Source organism: Chryseobacterium balustinum, assembly GCF_900168205.1.
GTDB classification, from domain to species: Bacteria; Bacteroidota; Bacteroidia; order Flavobacteriales; family Weeksellaceae; genus Chryseobacterium; species Chryseobacterium balustinum.
Genome location: NZ_FUZE01000027.1, coordinates 1 through 25,566, shown reverse-complemented (window position 1 = coordinate 25,566; position 25,566 = coordinate 1). Strand labels below are relative to the sequence as shown.

Below are 25,566 nucleotides of genomic sequence, written 5' to 3'. Positions count from 1 at the left end.
AAGCGGATTGAAAAAATCCGCTTTAAAAATATAATTTAATAATTATTTCAAATATTTAGTAATTTCCTCATCTGTAGGTTTTACTTTGCTTACAAAACTATCGATAAGCTTACCGTTTTCGTCAATTAAAAACTTCGTAAAGTTCCATTTCACTTCGGTATCTTTTACTCCATTCAATTGCTTTTCAGTAAGGAATTTAAAAATTGGAGCAGTATCGTCTCCTTTCACAGAAACTTTAGCAGCTAGAGGAAAAGTAACTGCATAATTTTTCTGACAAAATGCACCGATTTCAACATTCGTTCCTGGTTCTTGTCCACCAAAATTATTTGCAGGGAAACCAACAACTACCAATTTATCGCCGAATTCTTTAGAAAGTTTTTCCAAATCTGCATATTGAGGTGTAAATCCGCATTCCGAAGCAGTATTTACAACAAGGATTTTCTTTCCTTTAAAATCTGCAAAATTGATTGTTTTGCCTTCTTCAAGAGCATCTACTTTGTAATCGTATATTGTTTGTGACATAGCCTGTTTGGTTTTTACTTTAGAAACTTCGCTTTTTTTCTGAGCGCAGCTGTTAGAAAACGCTATAAAAGAAATAAGCACTATAAAAAACTTTTTCATTTTGAGATATTTATTTTAAAATTTAAAACTGTTTGCAGGAAATACTTTGTTGATTTCCACTTTATTGAGAAGCATCACATAATCGCCATCTTTTTTGGCGCTCGATGATTCTAACCTAAATGGCATCATCAAATTCCCTACCTTTTTATAATCTGAATACGTTAAAGTTTCATCTTTTTTTATTTCTTTTAAAAGCATGAACGATTTTGTATCGAAATAATAGTAATTTTTGTTCACATTTTTCGTCAGTTCTACTTTATGGCAATAGATCTCTCCTACTTTTTCTTTGCCTAAATATTTTGCTTCAAAGCCTTTATTTTCCCAATCGATAAAGTCATTATCAAAACTTTCCGGAACATATTCTTTATACTCCTGAATTTTATTGGTTGCATAGTTTATCGCATACCCTTTAGTTCCGTCATACCCTTCAATAGCAGTTTCTTTGTTACCGATTGTAATCACAGTTTTGGTTAAATTGGGTCTTTGCTGATATATTTTAATAGGATATTCGTCTTTAATTCCTAAAATTACTTTTCCTTGAAGTAATACTGAATTTAAAAGTTTCCAATTGGTTAATCCTCCCGATAATTCTATATTTTTATCTATAATTTCTTTAGCAGTCTGAGCGAAAGATAATTGCGAAATAATCAGGACGAAAACGATGAGTAATTTCTTCATTAAATCAATTTATAAAATCAAATATAAGCCTTTCTTGTCTAATGTAACAATGTACCAGTTTAACAGTGTAACAAAATATCACAAATTTGTAATGTATTGTTTCAGTAAAAAAACTTTTACCTTTATACTTTTGCCTTGGCTCTTACAATAATTTTCTAGCTTTTTCTAAATCTTCCGGTGTATCGATTCCTACTCCGATGAAATTGGTTTCTATTAATTTGATTTTCATTCCATATTCCAGATAACGGATGCACTCTATTTTTTCTGAAATCTCTAAAGGTTTCATTTCTAATTTTGAAAACTGAAGCAACGCATGTTTCCTGAAAGCATAAACTCCGATGTGCTTGAAATAATCGACATCATAAGAAATTTCTCTATGAAAAGGAATCACAGAACGACTGAAATACAACGCAAAACCGTTGTTGTCAGTAATTACTTTTACGTTATTCGGGTTTTCTATTTCTTCTTTTTCGTGAAGTTTTATTTTTAATGAAGCCAAAGAAATTTCCTGGTTTTCATCTTCTTGAAAAACTTCTATTAACTGCTTTAAAGGTTCTAGCTTTAAAAACGGTTCGTCGCCCTGAACGTTGATCACAATATCACAGTCGATATTTTGTACTGCTTCTGCAATTCGGTCGCTTCCTGTTTCATGTTCTCCTGTCATTACAGCTTTTCCGCCATGATCTTGAATTTCATTAAAGATCAACTCAGAATCTGTAGCTACAAAAACTTCATCGAAAAGTCCGGTTTCTACAACGTTTTGGTAGGTTGTTGTAATGACTGTTCTTTCACCCAAGATCTGCATCAGTTTTGCGGGAAAACGGCTGGCTTCATAACGCGCAGGAATAACAGCGATAATTTTCATTTTATTTAAATATAAATTTTAAAAAGTTGATTTTTAGCTTAAATAATTAACTAAAAAGATGATTCCGTAAATCCACGAGATGTACAGAAATGAGTAAAAAAATCCAAATGCAAAACTTTTCAGCAAATCGCCTTTACATTTTCTTGAATTTTTAAATACCAATCGTAAAGCTCGGAAAAAAATCCAATATAACATCGCCGCAAAAAATAAAATTGCGGACCAAAAGAAGAATCCTAAAAAATATAATAAGAAAGCAAAGACAATTGAAATTAAAAACCATAAAATAATTGAGGCAATAGCGCCACCAATTCCGTCTCCTACAGCAGGAGGATCAAACCCGGAAACATCTGATAAAGAAATATTATCTGAATATTTTTTAACTCTTTCTTTATGTAAAATATGTCCGACGTTATCTTTGAGTTTCAAACCAAAATATAATCCTGAACTGATAAAAATAAAAAATGCTCCGGCTAAAATAGATGTTGAAACAATAGAATTTTGAAATAAAGACCGATGAGAATCTGTTCCAGAAAGCCAAACACTCAAAATGACCAAAACGATAATCGCTAAAGTGAAATAACTTAGCCATTTTGTTTCAAGAAAAGTTTTTTTTGGAAATTTCATCGATAAATTCTAAATAATTCTAAATATTTTTTCAGTTGTACAACAGCGAATTGCTTTGCAGCCCGACTTGAGCGGAGCTCTTTTTGCCGCAACGAAGTGAAGGCAAAAAAGCGGGAGCGGAAGGCGGAAAAAGCTGCCCAAATTAATCTATCTAAAAACGTGACTAAAAATAAAATTGCCGAAGTACAAACCTCCGGCAATTTATGTGATTTTTCTTAAAACTCAAATTCTCCAATCAGAATTTTGCTGTCACTTTCCTTTTTATTTTCTTTCTGACTTTGAAAAACGGCAATCTTTCTTTCTTGTCTTCCGTCTGAATAATAAAGATAAACTTCTGCCATCACCGTTGTTGGTCCCGAAAGAATATTCTGTCTTTCCCCAAAGAAATTGGTCTTGATTTTATATTTTCCCTTGACTGCTTTTTTCAGCAAAAACTGTTCTGGTCCGAAACCTTGCGTAAAATCGTTACTTATTCTTCCGCCAATTGCAGTAGATTTATGCTGATAAGAGCAATCTTCACCTTTCGCTTTCGGATCGGTTACCCAAAGATCTATATCTGTATTGTCTTTATTCCAATTGATCACGACACGAATATCTACAGGCAAATCTGCTTTCAGACGATCATCGATTTTACTTCCGTCGACATTTTTATTTTGTTTTAAAATATTGTTGATTTCCATAATCAGAATTTCTTCAATTCCGTTATCACGCATTGAAATTTCATCTGTAAATTCCTGATACAGCAAAGATTTATAAATATTTAAAGCTTCTTGTGGTTTTTTGTTATCGACCAAAGCTAATGCATAATCTCTGTGACTTTGTGCGTCAAAAGGTCGCCATTCAAGGATCTTCTGCGTGATCCAAAGTTCTTTATCGTAATGACCTCTTTGTTTTAACAGATAATAAATGGTTTTGTACAACTCTTCATTTTCAAGGTCTAGCTCAGCTAATGTGCTTAAAACTTTTAGAGAAAGTACTTTATCGCCTTTTTTAAACAGCAATTTAGAAATGTCAAAATAATAAGAAACCTGCTTTTCATGTTTTGAACGGTTTTCTAAATATTTCTGATAAATCACTTCTACAGACTGCAAATTCTGAAAATCTTTCATGTATTCTTCTGTACTTTCTACATCGACTAAAGTGATTTTTCCTTTTGGCTTTGCAGCTATAATATCTACCATTTCATCTGAACTTGAAACTTCCATTGCCTTTGCAGAAGAATTATATCCTACAACTACAGCTTCTTCTATCTGAACATTTCTTTGTGCTTGAGGAACTGGTGTTGATTGATTAGAAATTCTTGGATATTCCTTTTTTTCTATAGGTTTAAAATCTGTATTCCACCAGGTTTTTAGTTCTCTTGTTTTATCGAAAGCTTTAGATAAAAGATTCTTTCTCTGTTCTAAAACTCTTCCTTTGTTTTGAGAAACAATTTTCTGATAATCAGCTAATAATTCCTGTGGCGGAGTAATTTTATAGCGTACGTAATCATTAATATCATCCAAGACAATCAAACTTGTGTTTTTACTTACAACCCCGAATTGTTCACTGATATTTTTAATTTCCTGACGGTTTTGAGTGGAATTTAATTCTAATTCATTAATTTTTCTCTGTGCCCAAAACTGAGCAATCTGCCAATTTTCTAACTGCTGTGCTTTTGAAAAATCGACAAGTATTTCAAATTTTTCATTTCCAACTGAAAAAACAGCGGTTAATTTCCCCGCATTTCCAGATGTAATTCCAAAAATATTGACAGGATCGTTGATTACCGAACCTATATTTGGAAATAATTCCTGCATATTGGGATTTTCTTTAAATCCTAAAAAACGAACCGGTAATTTTTTGTATGTTTTTAAAGCTGCTTGTGTATCTAATTCATTTAAATTAATAAAATTTCCACCTGATTGATTTGCTAATAATTTAAGCAGATTAAAATCTGAAGTTGGTGTGCTTGCAATACTGTTTAAAGGCTTTTTAAACTTCATCGTTAAATCTCCAAAATTGGAAATTCCATCTGAAAACAAAAGATATTCTTCTATTCCATTGATTTCTTTTAAAGCTCCGAAATCTGTTCCGCCATCATATTTTAAATTTAAAATCTTATTTTTCAGTTCGCTCCAGTTTCCCTGAGAAATATTGAATTCTTCAGCTTTTTCAAAAGTATTGTTCAACAAAGAAAAAGAAACAGAAACATTCTTATTATCAGAAAAATAGGCATTCAAAAAATCAAGTTCTTTATCTCGGTTTCTTTTGGATCCGCTGAAAGAATTATCCCAAATAATCGCAATTTTTTGAGACTTCGGTTTTTCTTTTACCGGAAAATCTAATCCTACATTTGCAGCGAAATAAAATTTGTCTCCCGAAGCTTTTTGCAAAACAACATTGGATGAAGTTTGATTTTTAGGAATCGTAACTTTTAAACTTTCATTAGGTGTAAAATCAGATTTAGCGATTTCTGCAATCCATTGATTTCCCTGTTTCTGAAAAGCAAAATTTCCATCAGGATTTTCTAAAATCTTCGGAACAGTTGCTGTTTCGCTTATCCAAACTCTAAGATTGAATTTCGGAATTGTCGTTGCATTCGCAAAGCTTAAAAAATACTGATAATCTGATGCAATATTCTTTAACTCCTGATGATAAGTGATCTGAATTGTTCGGCTACCATTTTGTGGAATAGGATAGATTCTCGTTCTGAAATTATTTCCTTCTACTTTTTCAATAATTCCGGGATCTACATTTCTTCTTTCAATACTTTCGAAAACTTCTTTAGCTCTTTCTTTAGGAACGGGAACTGCATTTCTGAGTTTTCCGTTGATATCCAAAGCATAACCGCTCACAGAAACACCTTCCGGAAGAGGAAAAGTAAGTTTTCCTTCCAAAATTCTATTGCTTGGATTATAGAAAGTATACGTTGCCGTTGTCGTTGCAAGATTTCCTAAAATTTTGGTGTCAATTTTAGCTTCTTGTAGAATAACAGGATGTTTTTTCTGATTTTCAACTTCCAATGTTGGAATTTGCGCAATTGCAACACTGAAAAGCAAAGTTGCAATTAAACTATTTATTTTTTTCATCTGATATTTTGGTTTTTGTTATCATAAATTGGTTTAAATTAATTACGGAAAATCTGATGATAATGTTGCTCATTCAAATTTTCAATCCGATAAAGGTAGCGCTCCTACGGAGCGCAATCTTCGTGTTATACATTTTTGCTACACAGGTGTTGCTCCTCTGGAGCAATGGAGATAGTAAATAACAACTTAAAAAAAATCATCATATCACCATTTAAATTAAATTGTTAAAGGTGGCGCTCCTACGGAGTGCGGTCTTCATATTGTATATTTTTCTACACAGGTTTTGCTCTTCCAGAGCAACGGAGGTAGTAAATAATCTGGTGCAATAAGTGTCTTAAATATGCAGTAATTTCATGAACACTCAATAATTGTTTTTCTATTTTTTTGTTATTCATAACAGCAAATAAATATTTTGATATTATGATTATTCTGTACTTGGTTTTGCTTCACCCGCTATAACAGGATATACAGAGTAAATTTTCTTGGCAATAATTCCAAAATTGTAACCCTGAACTTTTTCAACGCCGCTAAAATTTACAGCGATAAGGACTCCGCAGTTATTAAAAATAGGAGCTCCGCTCGCGCCATGTGTTGAAGTGACGGTATATTGAATTTTTGTTCCATCAGATTCTTTACTGATTTGTCCGTTATACAATTGTACTTTAATTCCAGAAATTGTTTGTGCTAAGTCTTCTCCTAAAGGATAGCCAATCATCACTGCTTTTTCCCCGGGACGTAAACTTTGATCATCAGTTACTGCATTGTCGAGATTGATGATATTTACTACCGTATTTGGAGTTTCTTTTGTGGTTAATTGTAAAACTCCTAAGTCTACAGATTGATCTTCCGAAATTTTTTCAATGGTACAAGGCAACCATACTTCAGCAGAATTATGTAAAGCGACAGAAATATCTACTGTTTTCATATACACTTCGATTTCGTCTTCTGAAACATAATCTTTCTGAGGAATTGATGCTGCAATATCATCAGAAGTTGTAGCAGAATCTACAGCGACATCATTTGAATTTACAAACTCTTCACCTCCTCCCTCTTCACTATCTCCTTCATGATATCCGCCTTCTTCATTATATTCTGAAGATGCATTTTCCCAATTGGATGCAATAAAAGTTTCGTAGCCATCTTTTGGAATATCTGCAGTAAGAATAGAAGCAATTTTTCTTCGGATATTTGAAGCATCAGTCGATATTTTCTCGCTGTTTTCAGAAGAATTCCAGGGTTGTAAAACATGGCTATTAGAAATCATATTCCCTTTTTTATCGACAAAAAATGCGGTTCCAAAAAGTGTTTCCTCAGAAGCTTCAGGAATATTGAGCTGAACTTCTTTTCCTTTAATTCTTGCAACAAAAGCATATCTGTGCTTCACCATTACCACAGCATCTTTATAAGCATCGTAAATTTTGGTATCGGTATCTAAGCAGACATTTTCAACGATAGGTTCAACCTGATGATTTTTGTAGTATTGATATCCAAAATAAGAAGCTCCGCCTAAAAGAATGATTCCTCCTAAACTGAAAAATGCAATTTTATAACCGTTCTTTTTCTTTTTTTCGGTTACGGGCAAGCTTTCTTTAGATTTTTCTTCTGTAGGTTTTTCCTGAATCTCATTTGTAGAATTTTCAGTAATTATATTTTCTGATTCAGAATTTTGTTGCTCTGAAAAATCATCAGAAGGCGAATTATTGTCTTGCTGTGGCTGATTTCGATCCAACTCTTCTTGATTGGATTCTTTTTTTTCATTATCCATTTGTGTTACAGTTATTAAGTATTTATAATAAAAAAGTTGATTCTTAAAATTAAGAATCAACTTGATATAAATTTAGAAAAAATTTTTAAACTATTTTAAATTATTTAAAGCATTCTCCAATTTAGGCATCATCAGTTCAATTTCTTTGATATCTAAACCTCCTACAGAAGCTCTGAACCATGGTTCAGATTTAGCCTCGCCAAATGCAGAGAAAGGTACTAAAGCAACTCCAGCTTCATTGATTAAATAAAATACCAAATCTGAAGAATTTTCAATCACTGTTCCGTCAGGTTTTGTCTTTCCAATATAATCTAGCTTAATCGTCAAATAAAGTGCTCCCATCGGTTCAATACTTTCAACGGCTAAACCTTTGGTTTTTAAATCCTGAATTCCGTTGTGAAGAACTTTTAGGCTTGCTTCCAGTTTTCCTTTAAAATCATTGATGAATGCATTGACCTTATCAGCATTCTGGAAATATTTTGCAGTTGCTTCCTGCTCCGGTTTTGGTGCCCAAGCTCCAACGTGAGTCAATAAAGCTTTCATTTTATCAATAATATGAGCCGGACCAAATCCCCAACCTACACGAACTCCTGTTGCTGCAAGACATTTAGAAATACCTTCAATATAAATTGTAAATTCTTTCATTTCAGGAAAAAGAGAAACCGGATCAACGTGTTTCGCACCGAAAGTAAGATTAGAATAAATCTGATCGTACATTAAATATAATGGCTTTTGGTCTGCTCCTCTTTTCGCATTCTCTTCAAGAATCATTTCACAGATTTCTTTTAGCTGAGCTTCTGTGAACATTGTTCCTGTAGGATTTAACGGCGAACAAAGTGCCAAAAGAACAGCTCCGCTTAAGTGAGGTCTTAAATCATCAGCAGTTGGTAAGAAATTGTTTTCAGGGGTTGTTTTAACTTCAACAGCATCTGCAGAAGTAAGATAAGCGTAATGATTGTTGTTCCAAGACGGTGTAGGGTAAATTACTTTATCTCCTTCGTCAACGATTGTTTTATACACTGCATAAATCAAAGGTCTTGAACCTGCTGTAATCAGAATATCGTTTGCTGAATAATCAAGATTCCATCTTGTTTTAAGATCTTTAGAAACTTCATTTCTTAAAGATAACAATCCGTTTGCCGGTGGATAATTGGTTAAATTATTCTGATATGCTTTCTGAATTTCTTCTTTTAATTCTGCAGGGATAGGATAAAGATTAGAATTCAAATCTCCAATCGTAAGATTGGCAATCTCTGCTCCTTTCGCCTTTAAATCATTTACTTCATTACCAATTTTTACAATTTCAGAACCAATAAGGTTCGCTGCTAATTTTGAAACTTTCACTTTTATTTACTTTTAATATATTAGATTTTTAGGTGTTAGGAATTAGGTTATAGTATTATAAATTAATTAGATACTTGTTATGTTATTAATGCTTGATTTTAACGCAAAGTTCGCAAAGTTTTTTTAACAACTAACTGTTTTTAAGTTCGCAAAGGCGTTTCACTCAGCAAAGAACACAAAGGTTTTCAATAAATGACTAAAATTAATGATAATCAAAATCAGTAAAACTTTTATCTAAAACCTAATTCCTGCAACCTTATTTTAATTCAACTGAAGGTCTTTTCTTACTTCTTCTATTTTTGCTTCCAAAACTTTCAACGTTTCTTCAAAATCTTCTTTTGAAGTTATGCTCTCTTTTACAGAAACATAAAATTTAATTTTCGGTTCTGTTCCTGAAGGTCTTACGCAAACTTTTGTACCGTCTTGCGTGTAATAAATCAAAACATTAGATTTTGGAATATCATCCATCACATGTTTTTCATTTTCAGAAACTACGAAGTTGGTTTGCTCTTTAAAATCTTTCACTTCTTCAACTAGTGAACCAGCCAATGATTTTGGAGGATTTTCACGGAAATTCTTCATCATATTCTGAATTTCTTCCGCTCCGTCTCTTCCTTTTTTAACGACATTAATTAAACCTTCATAATACATTCCGGTTTCCTGATAAATCTCAATCAGGTATTCGTACATCGTTTTTCCGTTGGCTTTACACCACGCTGCAATTTCGCATGCTAAAATGATACTTCCACAAGAATCTTTATCACGTACGAAATCTCCCGTCATGAAACCAAAACTTTCTTCACCACCACAAACAAATTTTTCCTGACCTTCAAAATCGCGGATCATTTTTCCGATCCATTTGAAACCTGTTAATCCAACTTTGCAATCAACACCGAATTTTTCAGCAATATCAAAGAAAATATCTGAAGTTACAATGGTTGAACCGATAAATTCTTTTCCGGTAATTCTACCTTGATTTTTCCACTGATCTAAAATATAATACGTTAAAATCGTATTACATTGGTTTCCGTTCAGCAATTGAACTTCACCTTCCAGATTTCTAACGGCAATTCCCAGTCTGTCTCCATCAGGATCGGTTCCGATTACGATATCCGCATTGGTTATTTTAGCTAAATCCATTGCCATTTCCAAAGCTGCAGGTTCTTCCGGGTTTGGAGAGTCTACAGTCGGAAAATTTCCACTAGGAATCATTTGTTCTTTAACAAGATCTACTTTTTTGAAACCTGCTTTTTCCAAAGCTTGTGGAACTGTTGTATACGTTGTGCCGTGAATAGACGTGAAAACAATATTTAAATTTCCTTTTCCAACATCTTGATAGGTTGAATTTTTGATACAGGCATCGATGTAAACATCATCCTGCTCTTCTCCGATCCATTCGATTAAATCATCATTTCCTTCAAATTTAATTTCTTCAAATTTTACAGAATATACTTCATTGATAATTGCTTCATCATGTGGCGGAACGATTTGCGCACCGTCATTCCAGTAAACTTTGTAGCCGTTGTATTCTGGTGGATTGTGAGAAGCCGTCAAAACGATTCCTCCGTTACATTTTTTATCACGAACGGTGAAAGACAATTCTGGAGTTGGTCTGTGATTTTTAAACAAAAGAACTTTAATTCCGTTTGCCGTTAAAACATCAGCCACCAGTTTTCCGAATTCTTTTGAATTATTTCTTACATCATAAGCAATCGCAACGCTGATTTCTTCACCTTGAAACTGCTGCAACATATAATTCGCAAGTCCTTGTGTTGCTTGACCTAACGTATATTTATTTAAACGATTCGTTCCAACACCCATAATCCCTCTCATTCCTCCAGTTCCGAACTCTAATTCTCTGTAAAAAGAATCTTCCAAATCAGGAGAATTGCTGTCGATTAATTTTTGAACAGTATCTTTAGTTTCCTGATCAAATGTATCTGAAAGCCATAACTTAGCTTTATTAATGGTTGATATTTCTGACATTATTTATATTTTTTTATTATTGTCCAACAGGTTTATTACCAACATAAGCCGGTATTAAAACAGCAGCTCCAACTATTCCTACAACCAGAGGAATAGTTTTTCCTGTACTTGGCTTTAGAATTTTATCAATATTATTTTTCTCAATTTGAACTTCTGAATTTTCTTGTTTTCCGATAATTGCATTCTCGGTTTGATTTAGAAACTCAAACTGTCTTATTTTTTTACCGTCTTTTGTTTCAATAATATATTTTGAATTATTCTTTAAAACCGTATAATCATAATCGTTTTTTGAACTTACTTTTGTGGATACACAGGAAATTAAAAAAATGTTTAAAATTGAAATTATCGCTATTTTTTTCATCATTTATTAAAATTATTGACTTTCACCAAAAATTGTTTTTTCTTTTTTATATGTTTTTCTATTACAGTTTTTTATTCTCTACTCTCGTAGTTTTATCAACTTTAAAAGCTCTGATCGGATCATTATAATACACAAATTTCGCTGTATTTTTCACCGTTCCTTTCAGCGTATCTTTTACATTGACTTCTGCATAGTTTCCGTTTTGAGAATCTACATTCAGATTGACAATTTTCCAGTAAGGAGCAATTAAGCTTGCTGTATCTGAGATTTTTATTACCGCATCTTTAGTTTCACCTAAAAAATTGGCGCGGCTTCTATTCTGCATATCAATTTCCGCTCTTCTTGTGTTCAATGAACCCATAAAAGTAGCGTAATTTTTTAAATTTAATTTGAAATTATCGGTCTTAATTTCACTCGAAATATTCATTTCCACAGAATCAGAAATTGAAATTTTTTCCAAATTATATTTTGAATAAATCGTAATATTATAAAAATCAACGCCTTTTGTTTTTCGACTTTCTTTGATGGAAAGGGTTTTATCATCCACATCAATGTTTAGATTTCCGGCTATATTCGGGTAGGTTTCTACTTCTACAAAATTTTTCGGACCTCTTGCATAAAATACCCGAAATTTCCCTTCAAGGTCAAGGTTTACGAATTCTTCAACATCAATTTCTTTCTTCTCTAAATTTCCTTTTGGAGAAATCTTACCACAGGAAAATATAGCCAGTAAACTTACTCCTACAACTATTTTTTTCATTATTTACTTTTTTTATAAAGCCATGTTAATTTTTTACCATCAGTGTTTCTTAAAAGCAAATATTTTTTGTCAACAACAGAATAATTAAACTTTATTGGCTCAGGCAGATTAGAATATTGCATAACCAAAGTGTTATTTTTTAAAGCATAAGTACCCTCACTCTTATTTTTGTTTCCCAACGATAAAAAAGACAAATCATCTTTAAATTCCAATGTACCAGTACCATACTCTTCGTTGATGTTATTCAACATTTTAGCATCAACTTCGTATCTTTCGCCTTCATTAATGCTGATAAATTCCCATTGCGAAGTTATCGGCTCTGTCTGTTTCACTTCTGAACATGATAGAAACAAGGTACATAGAATTAATAGATAAAATTTCATACAGCTTATATCACTTCGTCAATATTATAATTCTTATGTTCTCTGTTGGTTCTGATGATCATTTCTCCCAAGAATCCTGCAATGAAAAGCAAAGTTCCCATCAACATCATGGTTAATGCAATAAAAAACCAAGGATTATTGGTAATTAAATGTCCGTAAATTCCTCTTGCTACATCAATCAGTTTCGAAATTCCCAACCAAAAAGCTGAAAGAAAACCTACAATAAACATAATGGTTCCTACTGCTCCGAAAAAGTGCATTGGTCTACCGCCAAAACGACTTACAAACCAAAGGGTTACCAAATCTAAAAATCCTCGCACGAATCTTTCAGTTCCAAATTTTGAGGTTCCATAAGGTCTTGCCTGATGCGGAACTTCTTTTTCTGTAATTCTTCTGAAACCTGCATTAGCAGCTAAAACGGGAATATAACGGTGCATATCTCCATAAACATCGATAGATTTTACAACCTGTTTTTTATAAGCTTTCAGACCACAGTTGAAGTCGTGCAAATAAACTCCTGAAACTTTTCTTGCCGCAGCGTTGAAGAGTTTTGAAGGAATATTTTTGGTCATTACATTATCAAAACGTTTCTTCTTCCAACCCGAAACAATGTCATAATTGTCTTCAATCACCATTCTGTAAAGCTCAGGAATTTCTTCCGGGAAATCTTGTAAATCGGCATCCATAGTGATAACAACATCACCGTGTGCTCTTTCAAAAGCAGCATGTAAAGCCTGAGATTTTCCGTAATTTCTGGAAAATTTTATTCCGTGGATTTGTGGATGCTGCACTTTTAAATTCTCAATAATGCTCCACGACAAATCTGTACTTCCGTCATCGATAAACCAAACTTCATAAGATAAGTTACTGGTTTTGCAAACGTTGTCGATTCTTGTAAACAACTCTTCGAGAGACTCCTCTTCGTTGAGTAACGGAATTACTATAGATAAATTCATTTAATTTTAATAAAAATTATTCTTGATTAATTACTTCCTGATGGTTTGTTTTTTTTCTGAAAAACGCTCCAAAAAAGACAGACAAAATTACGTAAAATATAAGAATTGCTGCAAAATATCCTGAAAAATGACTCGCCGTAAGCATATCTTTATCTTTTATCGTCGCAGGATCAAACCTTTGAAGACCTTCCTGATATTTTTGCTCCAGCTCATCAATGTCTTTTTGATGCTTCAGAATCTTTTTTGCTGACTGATATTCTTTATCTAATTCAGATTTTTGGCGGTGTACATATTGGTAATTTAATAGTTTTTTCGCATCCGTATCGATGAAATTTAAGAAAGAAAAGATACTTACGATAGATAAAATTCCACCTACAAACATTGGCACAAACGCTCTTTTAAAAGCTTCTTTAAAATCCATTTGATGGTTATTCCAATGAGATTTTACAGACCAAAAAGCAAATAAAACATAGACAATTGGCAAAACAAAAGCATTGACTTTCAGTGTAGTATCAAAATATTCAATACCTGAAAAAAATGTGTAGACTACAAAAAAGATTGCCATTGTAACGGCATACAATAAAATTCCTAGGGTAAGTGGACTTTTCGTCATAATTCTAATTTTTAGAAAATTTCTTAAAAAATATCGCTCTAAATTTCAGCGTTTTAGCCTTAATAAAGGGATTTTTAAAGATTTTTTCTGTAATAATATTTTTAATTTTAAAATAAGTTCCTATCTTTGCAACGGCAAGTCCTAAACAACCAGCTCCTGAGAATCCTCCAGGGTGGGAACGCAGCAAAGGTAATTGGTTGAGCGGTGTGATTTAGGTAGCTTGCCATTTTTTTATTTTATAAATTAAGAGATTAAGATGATTTTATTTAAATTACTTAATCTCTTAATTTTTTTTTGCTATATCTCGAAGCTTTCTCCGAGTTTAGGTAAAACCAATTCAACATTCTTATCAGCAAAATGCTTCGTTGCACTATCATGATTAATTTCAATTGCTGGGAAAGTATCAAAATGACATCCGATTACTTTTGGAGTTTTCAATAATTCTGACGCTGCAAAAGCTGCTTTTCTTGCACACATCGTATAATGACCGCCAATTGGAAGAATTGAAAGATCTAAATCCCCGTACAATGCCGGAAACAACTGCATATCTGCCATTACTCCTGTATCGCCAGCCAAATACACGTTTTTACCTTCAGGAAGTCTGAAAATATATCCTACAGGCACACCACCGTAGCTTCCATCAGGAAATGAACTTGTATGATGAGCCGGAACCATAGAAATTTTAAGATCATCAATTTTTGCAGATCCTCCTAAATTCACATCATCTTTATTTTTTGCATTTTTAAAGTAAGCACAGATTTCCGGCTGACCGATAATAGTGGCTTCAGGATAATGCTGCAAAACTTCTCCTACATCTGCGATATGATCTCCGTGAGCGTGAGTGATTAAAATACAATCGATTTTCTGAGCTGAAATATCAAATCCAGATTCAGCTTTTTTATAGTTGTAAAAAGGATCACAAAGAATTTTTTTGTCTTTGTACGTGAACAAAAAACAGTTTTGTCCTAAGTATTGTATTTTCATTTTAATTTATTTTTGTTAAATATTTAAACACAAATGGCTCAAATATTTTCACAAGTTTCCACTAATTTTAATAGTGTTATTCGTGAAAAAAATCAGTGTTATTTGTGTTTGTTCAAATTATTTCGAAGGAAATTTATCCTCTATCAATCTCAAATTAACTCCATGTTCTAAGTATGCTTTACAACCATCTAAAACCGTTGTAAAACCTCCTGTATTGTCATTGATTACAGATAAAAGATCTTCTCCTGTCTCAGAATATCCGTAGCTTTTAATAATAACTAAAGTTCCTTTTTCCATTTCCTTAAACTCGTAATCTACATTGTTGGAAAACAATCCCCACTCTGTTTTTATCAATTGATTTGGAATAATCTGGAGAACTTTTACTTCAGATTTTGCACCGTACATTTCCCATTCCCACGTAATTGTTTTACCTTCTTCCAGCTTGCCAGTTGATTTTGTAAACCAAAAATTGGTAGTAATTTCAGGGTCGATAAATGCGTCAAAAACCTCTTGAATTGTTTTTCTGATTAACATCTGAGCCTGAACAAATATTTTAGATTCCATAACAGAAAATTTTAGCTAAAATAATTAAGACCTACAGCCGTTAAAACAGCCATCATTAAAGTAAGAATTCCTACCTGTTTTAAAAACGGATCGAGTTCTTTTGGCTCTTTTACTGCCATGATGCTTCTTCTCAGTTTCGCAACCGGAAACACTAAAATCATTACCATAAACACGTAATATTTCTGTAATTGAATGAAGTTATTCACTCCTAAAAATATAAGAATCAAAATCAAAGGAAGCTGCAATAAAATCATTTCATAAATCATTGCATTTCTAAAACCTATTCTCAAAGCAAGGCTGTTTTTCCCTGATAATCTGTCGCTTTCAATGTCACGCATATTGTTCAGATTCAAAACTGCCATACTCATCATTCCGATTGCTGTTCCCGGTAAAAGAATATCCCAAGAAAAAGTTTTTGTAAACAGAAAATAACTTCCGCAAACCGAAACCAAACCAAAGAATATAAAAACGAAAACATCGCCCAATCCCATATATCCGTAAGGTTTTTTACCTACCGTATACCCGATTGCTGCCAAAATACTTGCGACTCCCAATCCGATGAAAATATAAAATTCATTCATAAACTCAGGAATAAAAGCCAAATATAAAAGGGCAATTGTCGCTACGAAAGATAAAATAGAGAACAAAATCACTGCATTTTTCATCTGTTGTGCAGTAATTCTTCCCGATGCAACTGCTCTAGCTTCTGCTTCACCAATTCTTTTGGCATCAGTTCCTTTTACACCGTCTCCGTAATCATTCGCATAGTTTGATAAAACCTGATACAGCAAAGTTACCAAAAGTGCTAATGCAAAGATTTTCCAATCCCAAATCCCTCCATCTTCATTAAGTCTCCATTTTGCAATGAAAGAACCCATGATAATTCCGCTTAACGAAAGCGGTAACGTTCTCAGCCTTGCGGCTTTTATCCAATCGGTCATAATTATAATTGATAAGAGATAATTGATCAATGATATATCTTTTATCGTTAATCAATTATCATTTATTATTTTGTATTTCTATTTTATAAATGCAGTAATTCAGCAGTTTTTTAAGCTTCGTAAAGTTTAAAGCAACCATTTTAAAGCGTCCTGCAGAGGTATAAAAAGTAATACTTCCTAAGTTTGTTTTTCTTTGCCAAAAATACTGAGAAATTTTCACAGTTTGAAGCTTTTCCACCTCAAAAGTTCGGTTATCGACGTCCCAAATTCCTGATTTTAATCTTATAAATCTTTCGCTGTAAAACAATTTTAAATTTCTGAAAGAAATCAGAATAAATAATTCGGCTAAAACAATGTAAACAATCACTAAAAACCAATAATTTACGAATAACTCTTTTTCAATAAAGAAAACGAGAAGCAAAGGCATAACAATCCATTGAAAAGTATGGACGATAATTAATCTGAAATTTGGTTTTAACTCATTTTCAAAAACAGGATTTTCATTCCAAATTGTTGAAATCAGTTTTGCTTTTTCAGTATTATTAATTCCGGGAACGGCTGCAACTTTTTTTTCATCTTCCTCATTTTTTCCAATCTGAAGAAATTTCACAAAAGAAATGTTCATTTTCTTCTGAATCCAGTTCTGTGTTTCAGTAATCACCTGAACTTTTGATTTGTTGACAATTGAATTTCGGGTATTGAACAATCCGTACTCAAAAGAAAAACTCTGGTTATTTTCGCTGATTTTAAAGTTGAAAAATTTAATCAATGTACGAACCGTATTAATCAGAATTCCTACAATAATGACAACCACAACAATTCCAAGAATAACAGGAATGGAAAATGCCAAAAACTGTGATTCTAGAGTATCGTAATCTAATTGCGTATCAAATTCAACTTTTTTAAGCAAATTAGTCAGCTCAGAAAATCCATAAATCAGTAAACTGACCAGTGCAAAAAAGCTTTGAATATAGTTCGCAGTAATTCCGTATTTTAAAATACTGAGCGTTGAAATCTTGATTGAACGAAGCTTTTCAACTTCTTGATTTTCGGTAATTTCAATATCCCCTATTAAAGTATTTTCGAGTTTTGTTTCTGTTAAAAGATATTTCTTAAGGTCAACTGCGTTCTGTTTCGTCAATGCTGAAATTTTGACTTCTTTTTCAGAGCTTCCAGGAGTATCGATTTCGAGTTTGTAGATATTAAAAAACCGATGAACAAAAGGCTGTGAAATATTAACTTCCTGAATATTTTCCTTTTTAATTTTAGTTACCGATGTATTGATGATTCCTTCATGAATGACAAATTCTTCGTTTTCTTCATCAATATAATATTTAAAATGATAGTATTGTAAAACCGCAGAAACGATAAGAATTAAGAGCCCGGCAATAATCGCAAGAACAATAATCCAAGATTCTATCTTATCTTTTCTGACAAAAAAAAGGATGACAAAAACCCATAAGTTTTTAATCACCATGCCGATATTGTAGAGAAAAAGCAATACAATACCCGTTTTCGACTGTCTTTGAGGCTGAAAAAAAGAATTAAACTCCTCCTCCATCTTCTGTTTTTTCTTTCGAAATTGTTCCTCTGATGTGATGATTAATTCCTTCAGCAATATCTTCAGGAAGCCCATTTACAGTAATATCTCCACCACTTACTCCAGCCGTAAAAACCGAAACTGATTTTAAGCCCAATATTTTAGAAAACCAACCCTGCTCTACTTTGATGTGCTGAATTCGGTTGAACGGAACAATAATCACGCTTCGTTTCAACCAACCATATTGGTACACCAAATCTTTTTCACGAACTGCGTATTTTCTGAATTTAAAACCAATCAGAGTATTCAGAAAAAGAAAAACAATCATCAGAAAAATTCCGATAACAATCGTCCAAACTTGGATAAGACTCAAATTGAAATAAAAAAAATAAAAAGCCACAGCAACTGCTCCGATTAGAAAAACAGAGAATAAACCCAAATTAAATAAAATAATCTTGAGGTATTTTGGTGAGACCTCTGTCAATTTTAAATCATCGAAATCAGGAATTTCGAAATCTAAAATCTGTGGGTTTTGAAAATTTTGCTCCATTAAGTTTAGATCTTGAAACTCGGTCTAGTTCTACAAGTCATTTTCTATTTAAATTAAAGATTCTCCATTTAAATCTGTTGTAAGAACCTCACTCATATAGTCGAAAAAAAAACGCATTGATAGAAAAGTAGCAATGACTTCTTTTTGAAAGTTGTCAGAGAAAACCTCTTTATCAGAGAATTTTCTCATCACAACATATTGTTTTTTTTTGATTAGATCAATAGCTGGATGATTTTTATCAAAACCTTTGGGAGCAATTTTTGCCCCCTCTTCACCTTGTATTTCGCCAAAGTATTTTACAAAAGTTTCATCCGATATAATCTTGCTAATTTCTGTATCATTCGTCTCAAACTCCTTTCGGATTCTAAGCAAATCGGCGGAATTTGGACTCCAAAAACCACCTCCGACAAAACTATTATTTGGTTCTAAATGGATATAGTAACCACCTCTAAGCATTGGTTTCTTACGAGATAATCCTGCACCAAAATTGTTTTTATAAGGTGTCTTATCTTTGGAAAAACGTACATCTTTATGGATTCTGAAAATATGAATTTTGCTTAAACTGTCATACTCTTGAAGCTCGGAATAAATCTGATTAAAAAAAATCTTATTATCCTTTACAATCAAATCATATTCTGCTTTATGCTCAGAAAACCACACACGATTATTGTTTTTCTCTAACTGTTTTAGAAATTCAAATCCTTTTTTCAATGCGACAAGATATTACTATTTACGATATCCACTGGTCTTTCCCAAAGTCTGGTTTTCTCTTTTCAAGGAAAGCATTTCTACCTTCTTTTGCTTCTTCAGTCATGTACGCCAAACGAGTTGCTTCACCAGCAAAAACTTGCTGACCAACCATTCCATCGTCGGTTAAGTTCATTGCAAACTTCAACATTCTAATTGACATTGGAGATTTAGCCAAAATTTCCTGCGCCCATTCGTAAGCAGTATCTTCAAGCTCGTCGTGAGGAATTACAGCATTCACCATTCCCATATCAAAAGCTTCCTGCGCATTATAATTTCTTCCTAAAAAGAAGATCTCACGTGCTTTTTTCTGTCCAACCATTTTAGCTAAATAAGCAGAACCGTAACCACCGTCAAAGCTCGTTACATCAGCATCAGTTTGTTTGAAAATTGCGTGTTCTTTACTTGCTAAAGTTAAATCACAAACTACATGAAGCGAGTGACCACCACCAACTGCCCAACCCGGAACAACTGCAATTACCGCTTTTGGCATAAAACGGATCAGTCTTTGAACTTCCAGAATATTCAAACGGTGTCTTCCGTCTTCGCCTACATAACCTTGCTGACCTCTTGCTTTTTGGTCGCCTCCGCTGCAGAACGCCCAAACTCCGTCTTTAGAACTTGGTCCCTCTCCTGAAAGCAAAACAACCCCAATTGACGGATCTTCTGATGCATCATAAAAAGCATCATACAATTCTGAAGTTGTTTTTGGTCTGAAAGCATTACGGATTTCAGGTCTGTTGAAGGCAATTCTTGCCACCCCGTTGCTTTTTTTATAAGTAATATCTTCGTATTCCTTTACGGTTTTCCACTCGATCATTTTGTAAAAATTTTCCCCAAATATACGGAATTAGGGAGAGATTTTTATGATACTGATCTTGAAATATGGGTAATGAGTAATTGGTAATAGGATTCTAAATTAAAGGAATTATTTTTTAGCCATAAAGTTTTTTTATTTCGTAAAAATGTAAGTAAGTTTATTTTCTGATTAGATTCCTGCGGAATGACAAAGCGAGAATAAGTATTTTTCTGTCATTCAGAATGAAGTGAAGCGGAATGAAGAATCTCAACAGCTTTCATTTTTTATATTCAGAAGTCTGAGTAATTTAAATTCTAATATGTAAATTTGAATAAAGATTCTTAAAATGAGTACCTCCGAACTACAAATGAAACTTGATTTAATTAACAGAATATCAATATTGAATGATACCAGAATTATCAAAGAAATTAAAGAACTACTAGATTTTGAACTGGATGAAAAAGTGTATGAACTAAATCAATCCCAAAAAGACAGAATTGAAGAAGCTCGTAATGAATATAAAAATGCTCAAACATTAACTGAAGAGGATGCTAATAATGAAATTGATCAATGGCTCAAAGAAAAATAGTCTGGACTAAAAAAGCCAATATTGAACGTAAAGAAATTTTAGAATATTGGATTTATAAAAACAAATCAGCAAGATTCAGTAAGAAATTGAATTTGCTTTTTGTTGAATCTTTAAAGCAAATCTGCATTTATTCAAATATTGGTAGAAAAACAAGTGATGAAAAGACAAAAGTTATCATTGTTAGAAACTATTTGATTTTTTATGAGTTCAACGAGAAAGAAATTATTGTACAATCTGTTTGGGATGGCAGGCGTGACACAAAATAAAAGCCGACTCTCACGAATCGGCTTTTACATTTTTACAACTTATCCAAAATCTTCTTGGGAAGAACTTTCGTCAGTTGTTTTTTATATTCTTTATCAGCAAAAACCACTTTCCAGTTTTTCTTATCTTTTGAAACAGCAACCATTTTCATGGGTGCATTAATGATATAAGCGCCTTCTTTAGCCAAATACTCCACGGTTCCTTGACCATATTTTTTGGTAAGCATTTCTGAAATAGCCTTTTTCATTTCTTCATTCATCGAGCTTACATCGGCTTTCAGTTTTAAATAATAGCTTGTAATTGAAAAATTTTCGCCTTCAACTAACTCAGGTTTTCCTACCGAAATAAATTTCATATCCAAAACATCAATTTTCACAAAAGGATTATTGTAGGTCATGTTCAGCATTTGTGTAAACTGTTCCTTATTGACAATCGTGAAGAATTTTGGATAAATAGCATCAACAGTCTGGTCTAGTTTTTTATATTTAATCGTATTGGCAAAATAAACCATCGATTTTCTGATTGCCTGATCGTCTGTATTTACCTTTGTTTGTGCGAAAGAAAACAGAGAAATAAGGATGAACAGCGCTGTAATTAATTTAGTTTTCATGAAATGATTTTATTTAAGCATTATAAAAGCCGCCTCTTTCGAGACGGCTTTCAAATATATTTAAAAATTTCCGATTAAGGAACTTTTACCAATTCTACATCGAAGATCAACCATGCATTTGGTGGAATAACTCCTCCTGCACCTCTTTCTCCGTAACCCATTGCTGGTGGAATCAATAAAGTAGCCGTTTCACCTTCTTTTAATAATAAAATTCCTTCATCCCATCCTTTAATTACTCTACCAGTTCCTACAGGGAATTCAAGAGGCTCATTTCTTTTGAATGAAGAATCAAATTCAGTTCCATTAGTCAGTTTACCTGCATAATGCACCTGAACGTTATCTCCAGCTTTAGCAGCTTTTCCTTCAGTTTTTTTAGTAATTTTATAGTAAAGACCAGATTCTGTAACCTGCATTCCAGCTTTTAAATCTTCCAAAGCTTTCTTTGCATCAGCCTCAGCTTTTTCAGCCATTGCTTTGTTGTTGGCAGCAATTTTACCTTTTCCTTCTGTAAAAGTTTTTGCAGCATCATACCCTTTGTACTCATCTCCTTTGCTGAAAATGCTTACTTTTTCAAGAACGATATCAGTTTTTGGTTTATCCTGAGCTCCTTTTTCTACATTAGCAATTGCATCGATTACATCGTCTCCTTTTACAACTTCACCAAAAATAGTGTGCTTCCCATCTAACCAAGGTGTAGCAATTTCAGTGATGAAGAATTGAGAACCGTTGGTATTTGGTCCTGAATTCGCCATAGAAAGAATACCTTTTCCTGTATGTTTAAGGTCGTTTTTCTCGTCTTCAAATTTGTATCCAGGATCTCCCATTCCTGTCCCTTGAGGATCACCTCCCTGAATCATGAAATCTTTGATCACTCTGTGGAAGATTGTTCCATCGTAAAAAGGAACTCCTTTTGCTTTCGATTTGTTGTCGATTTTACCTTCTGCAAGACCAACAAAGTTAGCCACAGTTACCGGTGATTTTTTGTCTTCAAATTTTACAATAAGGTTACCTTTTGTAGTTTGAATATTAGCGTAAAGTCCGTCTTTAAGCCCTTCGTAAGTTTCTTTGTCTACGTTCATCTTTTTATAAATTGGAGTACAGCTTAAAAGCGAAACGCTTGCCGCTGCTAAGATTATATTTTTGTTTAAGAATTTCATTTTACAGTACTTTTAATTTTATAATTAAAGGAATATCGTTATCAATTTTATTTTCGTCACCGTAGGTTCCGTAAGCTAATGATGATGGAACGAGAAGCGTTACTTCTTCGCCATTCTGCATGTATCGAAGTGCATTTTCAACTGCTTTAAGCTCATCAAAATGTCCGAATCTTGCGTCATTTCTGCTTATGGATTTATCATAAATTTTAGTCTGATCAAAATCATAAAGATCGTACGAATACGAAATGGTAGATTCATCAGGTCTTCTTTCTCGCTTATCAAAACCTTCGACAGTCGTCCAATAATTTAGCTGCGTGGGAAAGAATTTAATGTTTTGACTTGTAATCCAATCCTGAATTTGCTGCCTTTCAACTGTATTGAGGTTTTTCATTCGGTTTTTGGAAACATCCAAATCATTTTGGCTCAAAACACCGCCAACCGGTGGGTGCACCGGGTTATTTCTTTTACAGCTCAATAAGCTTAAAATAGATATAAAAAGTATTTTTTTCATAAAAACTTTTGCGAAAATAAGCATTTCGGGAATCAATTACAAAACTTGGTGAATTTATATTTAGAAACTACTGAAATTTCATTAGAAGACTAAGATCATTAACGATAGTTTTAATTTAACATTAGAACCAATTATTATTTCACATTATAATTTTCAACAAAAAAAGTCAGGAAAAAATTCCTGACTTTGTATTGATATTTAATTTTAAAATTAAACAGTTTCTAATGCATGGTCAACTAAAACTCTCCATCCGAAAGGATCTTCAGAAAGATTATTTTGTAGATTTACTAAGTCATTTTTAAGGATTACTGCAAAACTTTCTTCGTCTGAAAGTCTTGGCAATTCTAGCTTATCACCATTGTATCCTAAAGCTTGGAAAACTGTAGTAACAACCGCTGTCCCTACTCCCCAAACTTCTTTCAAAGTTCCGTTTTTCTGAGCTTCTACAACATCTTTTACTTTAATAGGCTCTACTTTCACATCAAATCCTCTTTTCTTCGCCAATTGAATGAAGCTATCTCTCGTAACACCATCTAAGATTTTCTCTGAAGTTGGAGGTGTAAAGATAGTATCGTTAATTCTTACGAAAACATTCATTGTTCCACTTTCTTCGAAATATTCGTGAGTAGCATCGTCAGTCCAGATAATCTGGTCATAACCTTCTTCCATTGCCAATTGAGTTGGGTAGAAAGAAGCTGCATAGTTACCTGCCGCTTTAGCAGAACCTACACCACCACTTGCTGCTCTAGAATAGTGATCAGAAATTTTCACAGATACAGGCTCAGTGTAATACATTTTTGCAGGTGTTGCCACGATTGCAAACATATATTTATTAGACACTCTCGCTTTTAAAGCTTCTTCAGTAGCAAAAATTAATGGTCTAATATATAAAGAATTACCTTCTCCTTGAGGAACCCATTCTCTGTCGATATCAATCAAAGCTTTCAAGCCTTCTAAAAAGATTTCCTCCGTAACCGAAGGCATTGCCAAACGATTTGCAGATTTATTGATACGCTCAAAATTCTTTTCTGGCCTGAAAAGGAAAACTTGTCCGTCTTTATCTTTGTAAGCTTTCATACCTTCAAAGCAAGCCTGTCCATAATTCACTCCCATCATCGCAGGTGTAAACAATAAAGGCCCGTAAGGAACCAATTTTACCTCGCCCCATTTTCCATCTTCGTACTCACAAATGATCATGTGATCACTGAAAGTACCTCCAAAAGAAAAATTATTGGGATCGAAAGTAGAAATTCTAGAGTTTTCTGTTTTTTGAATTATCATTTCTTAAAATTTTTATGATGTTCTACAAATTTAACATAATTTTCCAAATATAAAAATTTTAGATTAAATTTGAAAAAAATTACTTTGGAAAGAGAAATAAAGACCACCAACGACGGAAGTAAAACACTGTTTATCAGTGAATTAAATGAAAACTATCATTCTCACCATGGGGCTCTTCAAGAAGCCGAACATGTATTTATTAAAAATGGATTAAATTTAATAAATGATTACGAAATTAACATTTTAGAACTCGGTTTTGGAACAGGTTTGAATGTTTTGGTAACAATTAATGAATATTTAAAAACTGACAAAAATCATGTCATCAACTATTTTACCCTTGAAAAATATCCAATAAACGAGTCTGAAATTGAAAACTTAGCCTACTTTGAGCTTTTTGATAACATTGAATTAAAAAATATTTATCAAAAAATTCATCAATCTGAATGGGAAAAATCCATAGAAATCATTCCAGGTTTTCATTTACATAAGATTCAATGTGATTTTTTTGACCTTAAAAATATTGATTTACCGAAAATTAACCTTGTCTATTACGATTGTTTCGGAGCAAGAGTACAGCCAGATCTTTGGGAAATGCCTTTATTTGAAATGGTTTCCGACAAAATGAACGTAAACGGACTATTAACAACCTATTCTTCTAAAGGAAGTGTAAGAAGGGTTTTGCAAGACCTTAATTTTAAAGTTGAAAAAAAACAAGGTCCTCCCGGAAAAAGAGAAATGATTAATGCGATAAAGCTATAATTTATAAATGATGAATGATGAATGATGAATGATGAATGATGAATGATAAGTTATTGAATATAGAAAGTCTTTAATTTTAAACTTGTTTAAAATTTTTATTTAACCACAAAAGAGGCAAAAGATTTAGATACTTTTATCTAAAGTTGATGAGTACAAAGAAAAAAGCACACAAAAATCTTTAAAAATCTTTGATTTTTTATTCTTTTGAGAACTTTGATTATTAATAATAGCTTTATAATTATC

The 25,566-nt window shown here is 32.9% G+C and carries 27 protein-coding genes and 1 other RNA gene; 4 read left to right on the top strand and 24 right to left on the bottom strand.

What is annotated here, in order from left to right; all coding sequences use genetic code 11:
• Positions 1-42: 42 nt before the first annotated feature.
• From B5X64_RS19925 to B5X64_RS19865, 13 genes are all read right to left on the bottom strand, one after another.
• Positions 43-621 (bottom strand): glutathione peroxidase, encoded by a 579-nt coding sequence (locus B5X64_RS19925; protein WP_079466886.1) that lies wholly within the window; start codon positions 619-621, stop codon positions 43-45.
• Positions 622-636: 15 nt separating this feature from the next.
• Entirely contained in the window at positions 637-1,299 is a 663-nt protein-coding gene (locus B5X64_RS19920) for a histidine kinase (RefSeq protein WP_079466885.1), read from the bottom strand.
• A gap of 142 nt (positions 1,300-1,441) precedes the next feature.
• A complete protein-coding gene (gene kdsB, locus B5X64_RS19915) occupies positions 1,442-2,164 on the bottom strand; it encodes a 3-deoxy-manno-octulosonate cytidylyltransferase (RefSeq protein ID WP_079466884.1) in 723 nt (240 codons plus the stop codon).
• A 33-nt stretch (positions 2,165-2,197) separates the two neighbouring features.
• Positions 2,198-2,788, bottom strand: coding sequence for a hypothetical protein (locus B5X64_RS19910; protein WP_079466883.1), 591 nt, complete (start codon positions 2,786-2,788; stop codon positions 2,198-2,200).
• Positions 2,789-3,003: 215 nt separating this feature from the next.
• A complete protein-coding gene (locus B5X64_RS19905; RefSeq protein WP_079466882.1) occupies positions 3,004-5,859 on the bottom strand; it encodes a VIT domain-containing protein in 2,856 nt (951 codons plus the stop codon).
• 424 nt (positions 5,860-6,283) lie between these two features.
• A complete protein-coding gene (locus B5X64_RS19900; RefSeq protein ID WP_079466881.1) occupies positions 6,284-7,624 on the bottom strand; it encodes a S1 family peptidase in 1,341 nt (446 codons plus the stop codon).
• Positions 7,625-7,714: 90 nt separating this feature from the next.
• On the bottom strand, positions 7,715-8,968 hold the full coding sequence (locus B5X64_RS19895) for a pyridoxal phosphate-dependent aminotransferase (protein ID WP_079466880.1): 1,254 nt from the start codon (positions 8,966-8,968) through the stop codon (positions 7,715-7,717).
• Positions 8,969-9,229: 261 nt separating this feature from the next.
• Positions 9,230-10,945 carry a phospho-sugar mutase gene (locus B5X64_RS19890; RefSeq protein ID WP_079466908.1) on the bottom strand — a complete coding sequence of 572 codons (1,716 nt, stop codon included), beginning with the start codon at positions 10,943-10,945 and terminating at the stop codon, positions 9,230-9,232.
• A gap of 25 nt (positions 10,946-10,970) precedes the next feature.
• The gene (locus tag B5X64_RS19885; RefSeq protein WP_076558624.1) at positions 10,971-11,318 is read right to left on the bottom strand and encodes a hypothetical protein; all 348 of its coding nucleotides are present in this window, start codon (positions 11,316-11,318) and stop codon (positions 10,971-10,973) included.
• A 58-nt stretch (positions 11,319-11,376) separates the two neighbouring features.
• Entirely contained in the window at positions 11,377-12,075 is a 699-nt protein-coding gene (locus B5X64_RS19880) for a GIN domain-containing protein (protein WP_079466879.1), read from the bottom strand.
• A complete protein-coding gene (locus B5X64_RS19875; protein WP_066677624.1) occupies positions 12,075-12,407 on the bottom strand; it encodes a hypothetical protein in 333 nt (110 codons plus the stop codon). The genes B5X64_RS19880 and B5X64_RS19875 overlap by 1 nt, the downstream gene beginning before the upstream one ends.
• Before the next feature lie 56 nt (positions 12,408-12,463).
• Positions 12,464-13,414 (bottom strand): glycosyltransferase family 2 protein, encoded by a 951-nt coding sequence (locus B5X64_RS19870; protein WP_066677620.1) that lies wholly within the window; start codon positions 13,412-13,414, stop codon positions 12,464-12,466.
• A gap of 16 nt (positions 13,415-13,430) precedes the next feature.
• On the bottom strand, positions 13,431-14,027 hold the full coding sequence (locus B5X64_RS19865) for a DUF4199 domain-containing protein (RefSeq protein ID WP_079466878.1): 597 nt from the start codon (positions 14,025-14,027) through the stop codon (positions 13,431-13,433).
• 132 nt (positions 14,028-14,159) lie between these two features.
• Here B5X64_RS19865 and ffs point away from each other — a divergent pair.
• Positions 14,160-14,256: signal recognition particle sRNA small type (gene ffs, locus B5X64_RS19860), an RNA gene on the top strand.
• 68 nt (positions 14,257-14,324) lie between these two features.
• On the opposite strand, the gene B5X64_RS19855 is transcribed toward ffs, so the two are convergent.
• From B5X64_RS19855 to B5X64_RS19825, 7 genes are all read right to left on the bottom strand, one after another.
• A complete protein-coding gene (locus B5X64_RS19855; protein ID WP_079466877.1) occupies positions 14,325-15,011 on the bottom strand; it encodes a metal-dependent hydrolase in 687 nt (228 codons plus the stop codon).
• 117 nt (positions 15,012-15,128) lie between these two features.
• Entirely contained in the window at positions 15,129-15,575 is a 447-nt protein-coding gene (locus B5X64_RS19850) for an SRPBCC family protein (RefSeq protein ID WP_079466876.1), read from the bottom strand.
• A gap of 11 nt (positions 15,576-15,586) precedes the next feature.
• A complete protein-coding gene (gene menA, locus B5X64_RS19845) occupies positions 15,587-16,516 on the bottom strand; it encodes a 1,4-dihydroxy-2-naphthoate octaprenyltransferase (RefSeq protein ID WP_079466875.1) in 930 nt (309 codons plus the stop codon).
• A gap of 58 nt (positions 16,517-16,574) precedes the next feature.
• Positions 16,575-18,077, bottom strand: coding sequence for a PH domain-containing protein (locus B5X64_RS19840; RefSeq protein WP_164463411.1), 1,503 nt, complete (start codon positions 18,075-18,077; stop codon positions 16,575-16,577).
• Positions 18,061-18,606 (bottom strand): PH domain-containing protein, encoded by a 546-nt coding sequence (locus B5X64_RS19835; protein ID WP_079466873.1) that lies wholly within the window; start codon positions 18,604-18,606, stop codon positions 18,061-18,063. The genes B5X64_RS19840 and B5X64_RS19835 overlap by 17 nt, the downstream gene beginning before the upstream one ends.
• Before the next feature lie 48 nt (positions 18,607-18,654).
• Complete coding sequence (locus B5X64_RS19830; protein WP_079466872.1) at positions 18,655-19,317, bottom strand: DUF2461 domain-containing protein; 663 nt, start codon at positions 19,315-19,317, stop codon at positions 18,655-18,657.
• A 19-nt stretch (positions 19,318-19,336) separates the two neighbouring features.
• On the bottom strand, positions 19,337-20,173 hold the full coding sequence (locus B5X64_RS19825; protein ID WP_079466871.1) for a 1,4-dihydroxy-2-naphthoyl-CoA synthase: 837 nt from the start codon (positions 20,171-20,173) through the stop codon (positions 19,337-19,339).
• A 325-nt stretch (positions 20,174-20,498) separates the two neighbouring features.
• Here B5X64_RS19825 and B5X64_RS19820 point away from each other — a divergent pair, with 325 nt between their 5' ends.
• Together B5X64_RS19820 and B5X64_RS19815 are read left to right on the top strand one after the other, a co-directional pair.
• Positions 20,499-20,741, top strand: coding sequence for a hypothetical protein (locus B5X64_RS19820; RefSeq protein ID WP_079466870.1), 243 nt, complete (start codon positions 20,499-20,501; stop codon positions 20,739-20,741).
• Complete coding sequence (locus tag B5X64_RS19815; RefSeq protein ID WP_079466869.1) at positions 20,723-21,007, top strand: type II toxin-antitoxin system RelE/ParE family toxin; 285 nt, start codon at positions 20,723-20,725, stop codon at positions 21,005-21,007. Before B5X64_RS19820 ends, B5X64_RS19815 begins: the two co-directional genes overlap by 19 nt.
• 32 nt (positions 21,008-21,039) lie before the next feature.
• Here B5X64_RS19815 and B5X64_RS19810 read toward each other — a convergent pair whose 3' ends face one another.
• From B5X64_RS19810 to B5X64_RS19795, 4 genes are all read right to left on the bottom strand, one after another.
• Entirely contained in the window at positions 21,040-21,615 is a 576-nt protein-coding gene (locus B5X64_RS19810) for a hypothetical protein (RefSeq protein WP_079466868.1), read from the bottom strand.
• Positions 21,616-21,689: 74 nt separating this feature from the next.
• A complete protein-coding gene (locus B5X64_RS19805; RefSeq protein ID WP_111944963.1) occupies positions 21,690-22,694 on the bottom strand; it encodes a peptidylprolyl isomerase in 1,005 nt (334 codons plus the stop codon).
• A gap of 79 nt (positions 22,695-22,773) precedes the next feature.
• Entirely contained in the window at positions 22,774-23,283 is a 510-nt protein-coding gene (locus tag B5X64_RS19800; protein ID WP_079466907.1) for an FKBP-type peptidyl-prolyl cis-trans isomerase, read from the bottom strand.
• A gap of 210 nt (positions 23,284-23,493) precedes the next feature.
• Complete coding sequence (locus tag B5X64_RS19795; RefSeq protein WP_079466866.1) at positions 23,494-24,564, bottom strand: branched-chain amino acid aminotransferase; 1,071 nt, start codon at positions 24,562-24,564, stop codon at positions 23,494-23,496.
• Positions 24,565-24,648: 84 nt separating this feature from the next.
• Here B5X64_RS19795 and mnmC2 point away from each other — a divergent pair, with 84 nt between their 5' ends.
• The gene (gene mnmC2, locus B5X64_RS19790; RefSeq protein WP_079466906.1) at positions 24,649-25,323 is read left to right on the top strand and encodes a tRNA (5-methylaminomethyl-2-thiouridine)(34)-methyltransferase MnmC2; all 675 of its coding nucleotides are present in this window, start codon (positions 24,649-24,651) and stop codon (positions 25,321-25,323) included.
• Positions 25,324-25,566 lie beyond the last annotated feature (243 nt).

What these genes read in the sequence shown, in the direction of transcription:
- B5X64_RS19810 (WP_079466868.1), bottom strand. Translation starts at nt 21,615, where the DNA reads ATGAAAACTAAATTAATTACAGCGCTGTTCATCCTTATTTCTCTGTTT.
- B5X64_RS19815 (WP_079466869.1), top strand. Translation starts at nt 20,723, where the DNA reads ATGGCTCAAAGAAAAATAGTCTGGACTAAAAAAGCCAATATTGAACGT.
- B5X64_RS19880 (WP_079466879.1), bottom strand. Translation starts at nt 12,075, where the DNA reads ATGAAAAAAATAGTTGTAGGAGTAAGTTTACTGGCTATATTTTCCTGT.
- B5X64_RS19925 (WP_079466886.1), bottom strand. Translation starts at nt 621, where the DNA reads ATGAAAAAGTTTTTTATAGTGCTTATTTCTTTTATAGCGTTTTCTAAC.
- B5X64_RS19920 (WP_079466885.1), bottom strand. Translation starts at nt 1,299, where the DNA reads ATGAAGAAATTACTCATCGTTTTCGTCCTGATTATTTCGCAATTATCT.
- B5X64_RS19850 (WP_079466876.1), bottom strand. Translation starts at nt 15,575, where the DNA reads ATGGAATCTAAAATATTTGTTCAGGCTCAGATGTTAATCAGAAAAACA.
- B5X64_RS19855 (WP_079466877.1), bottom strand. Translation starts at nt 15,011, where the DNA reads ATGAAAATACAATACTTAGGACAAAACTGTTTTTTGTTCACGTACAAA.
- kdsB (WP_079466884.1), bottom strand. Translation starts at nt 2,164, where the DNA reads ATGAAAATTATCGCTGTTATTCCTGCGCGTTATGAAGCCAGCCGTTTT.
- B5X64_RS19820 (WP_079466870.1), top strand. Translation starts at nt 20,499, where the DNA reads ATGAGTACCTCCGAACTACAAATGAAACTTGATTTAATTAACAGAATA.
- B5X64_RS19900 (WP_079466881.1), bottom strand. Translation starts at nt 7,624, where the DNA reads ATGGATAATGAAAAAAAAGAATCCAATCAAGAAGAGTTGGATCGAAAT.
- B5X64_RS19870 (WP_066677620.1), bottom strand. Translation starts at nt 13,414, where the DNA reads ATGAATTTATCTATAGTAATTCCGTTACTCAACGAAGAGGAGTCTCTC.
- B5X64_RS19800 (WP_079466907.1), bottom strand. Translation starts at nt 23,283, where the DNA reads ATGAAAAAAATACTTTTTATATCTATTTTAAGCTTATTGAGCTGTAAA.
- B5X64_RS19840 (WP_164463411.1), bottom strand. Translation starts at nt 18,077, where the DNA reads ATGGAGGAGGAGTTTAATTCTTTTTTTCAGCCTCAAAGACAGTCGAAA.
- B5X64_RS19885 (WP_076558624.1), bottom strand. Translation starts at nt 11,318, where the DNA reads ATGATGAAAAAAATAGCGATAATTTCAATTTTAAACATTTTTTTAATT.
- B5X64_RS19865 (WP_079466878.1), bottom strand. Translation starts at nt 14,027, where the DNA reads ATGACGAAAAGTCCACTTACCCTAGGAATTTTATTGTATGCCGTTACA.
- B5X64_RS19805 (WP_111944963.1), bottom strand. Translation starts at nt 22,694, where the DNA reads ATGAACGTAGACAAAGAAACTTACGAAGGGCTTAAAGACGGACTTTAC.
- menA (WP_079466875.1), bottom strand. Translation starts at nt 16,516, where the DNA reads ATGACCGATTGGATAAAAGCCGCAAGGCTGAGAACGTTACCGCTTTCG.
- B5X64_RS19825 (WP_079466871.1), bottom strand. Translation starts at nt 20,173, where the DNA reads ATGATCGAGTGGAAAACCGTAAAGGAATACGAAGATATTACTTATAAA.
- B5X64_RS19795 (WP_079466866.1), bottom strand. Translation starts at nt 24,564, where the DNA reads ATGATAATTCAAAAAACAGAAAACTCTAGAATTTCTACTTTCGATCCC.
- B5X64_RS19835 (WP_079466873.1), bottom strand. Translation starts at nt 18,606, where the DNA reads ATGGAGCAAAATTTTCAAAACCCACAGATTTTAGATTTCGAAATTCCT.
- B5X64_RS19905 (WP_079466882.1), bottom strand. Translation starts at nt 5,859, where the DNA reads ATGAAAAAAATAAATAGTTTAATTGCAACTTTGCTTTTCAGTGTTGCA.
- B5X64_RS19910 (WP_079466883.1), bottom strand. Translation starts at nt 2,788, where the DNA reads ATGAAATTTCCAAAAAAAACTTTTCTTGAAACAAAATGGCTAAGTTAT.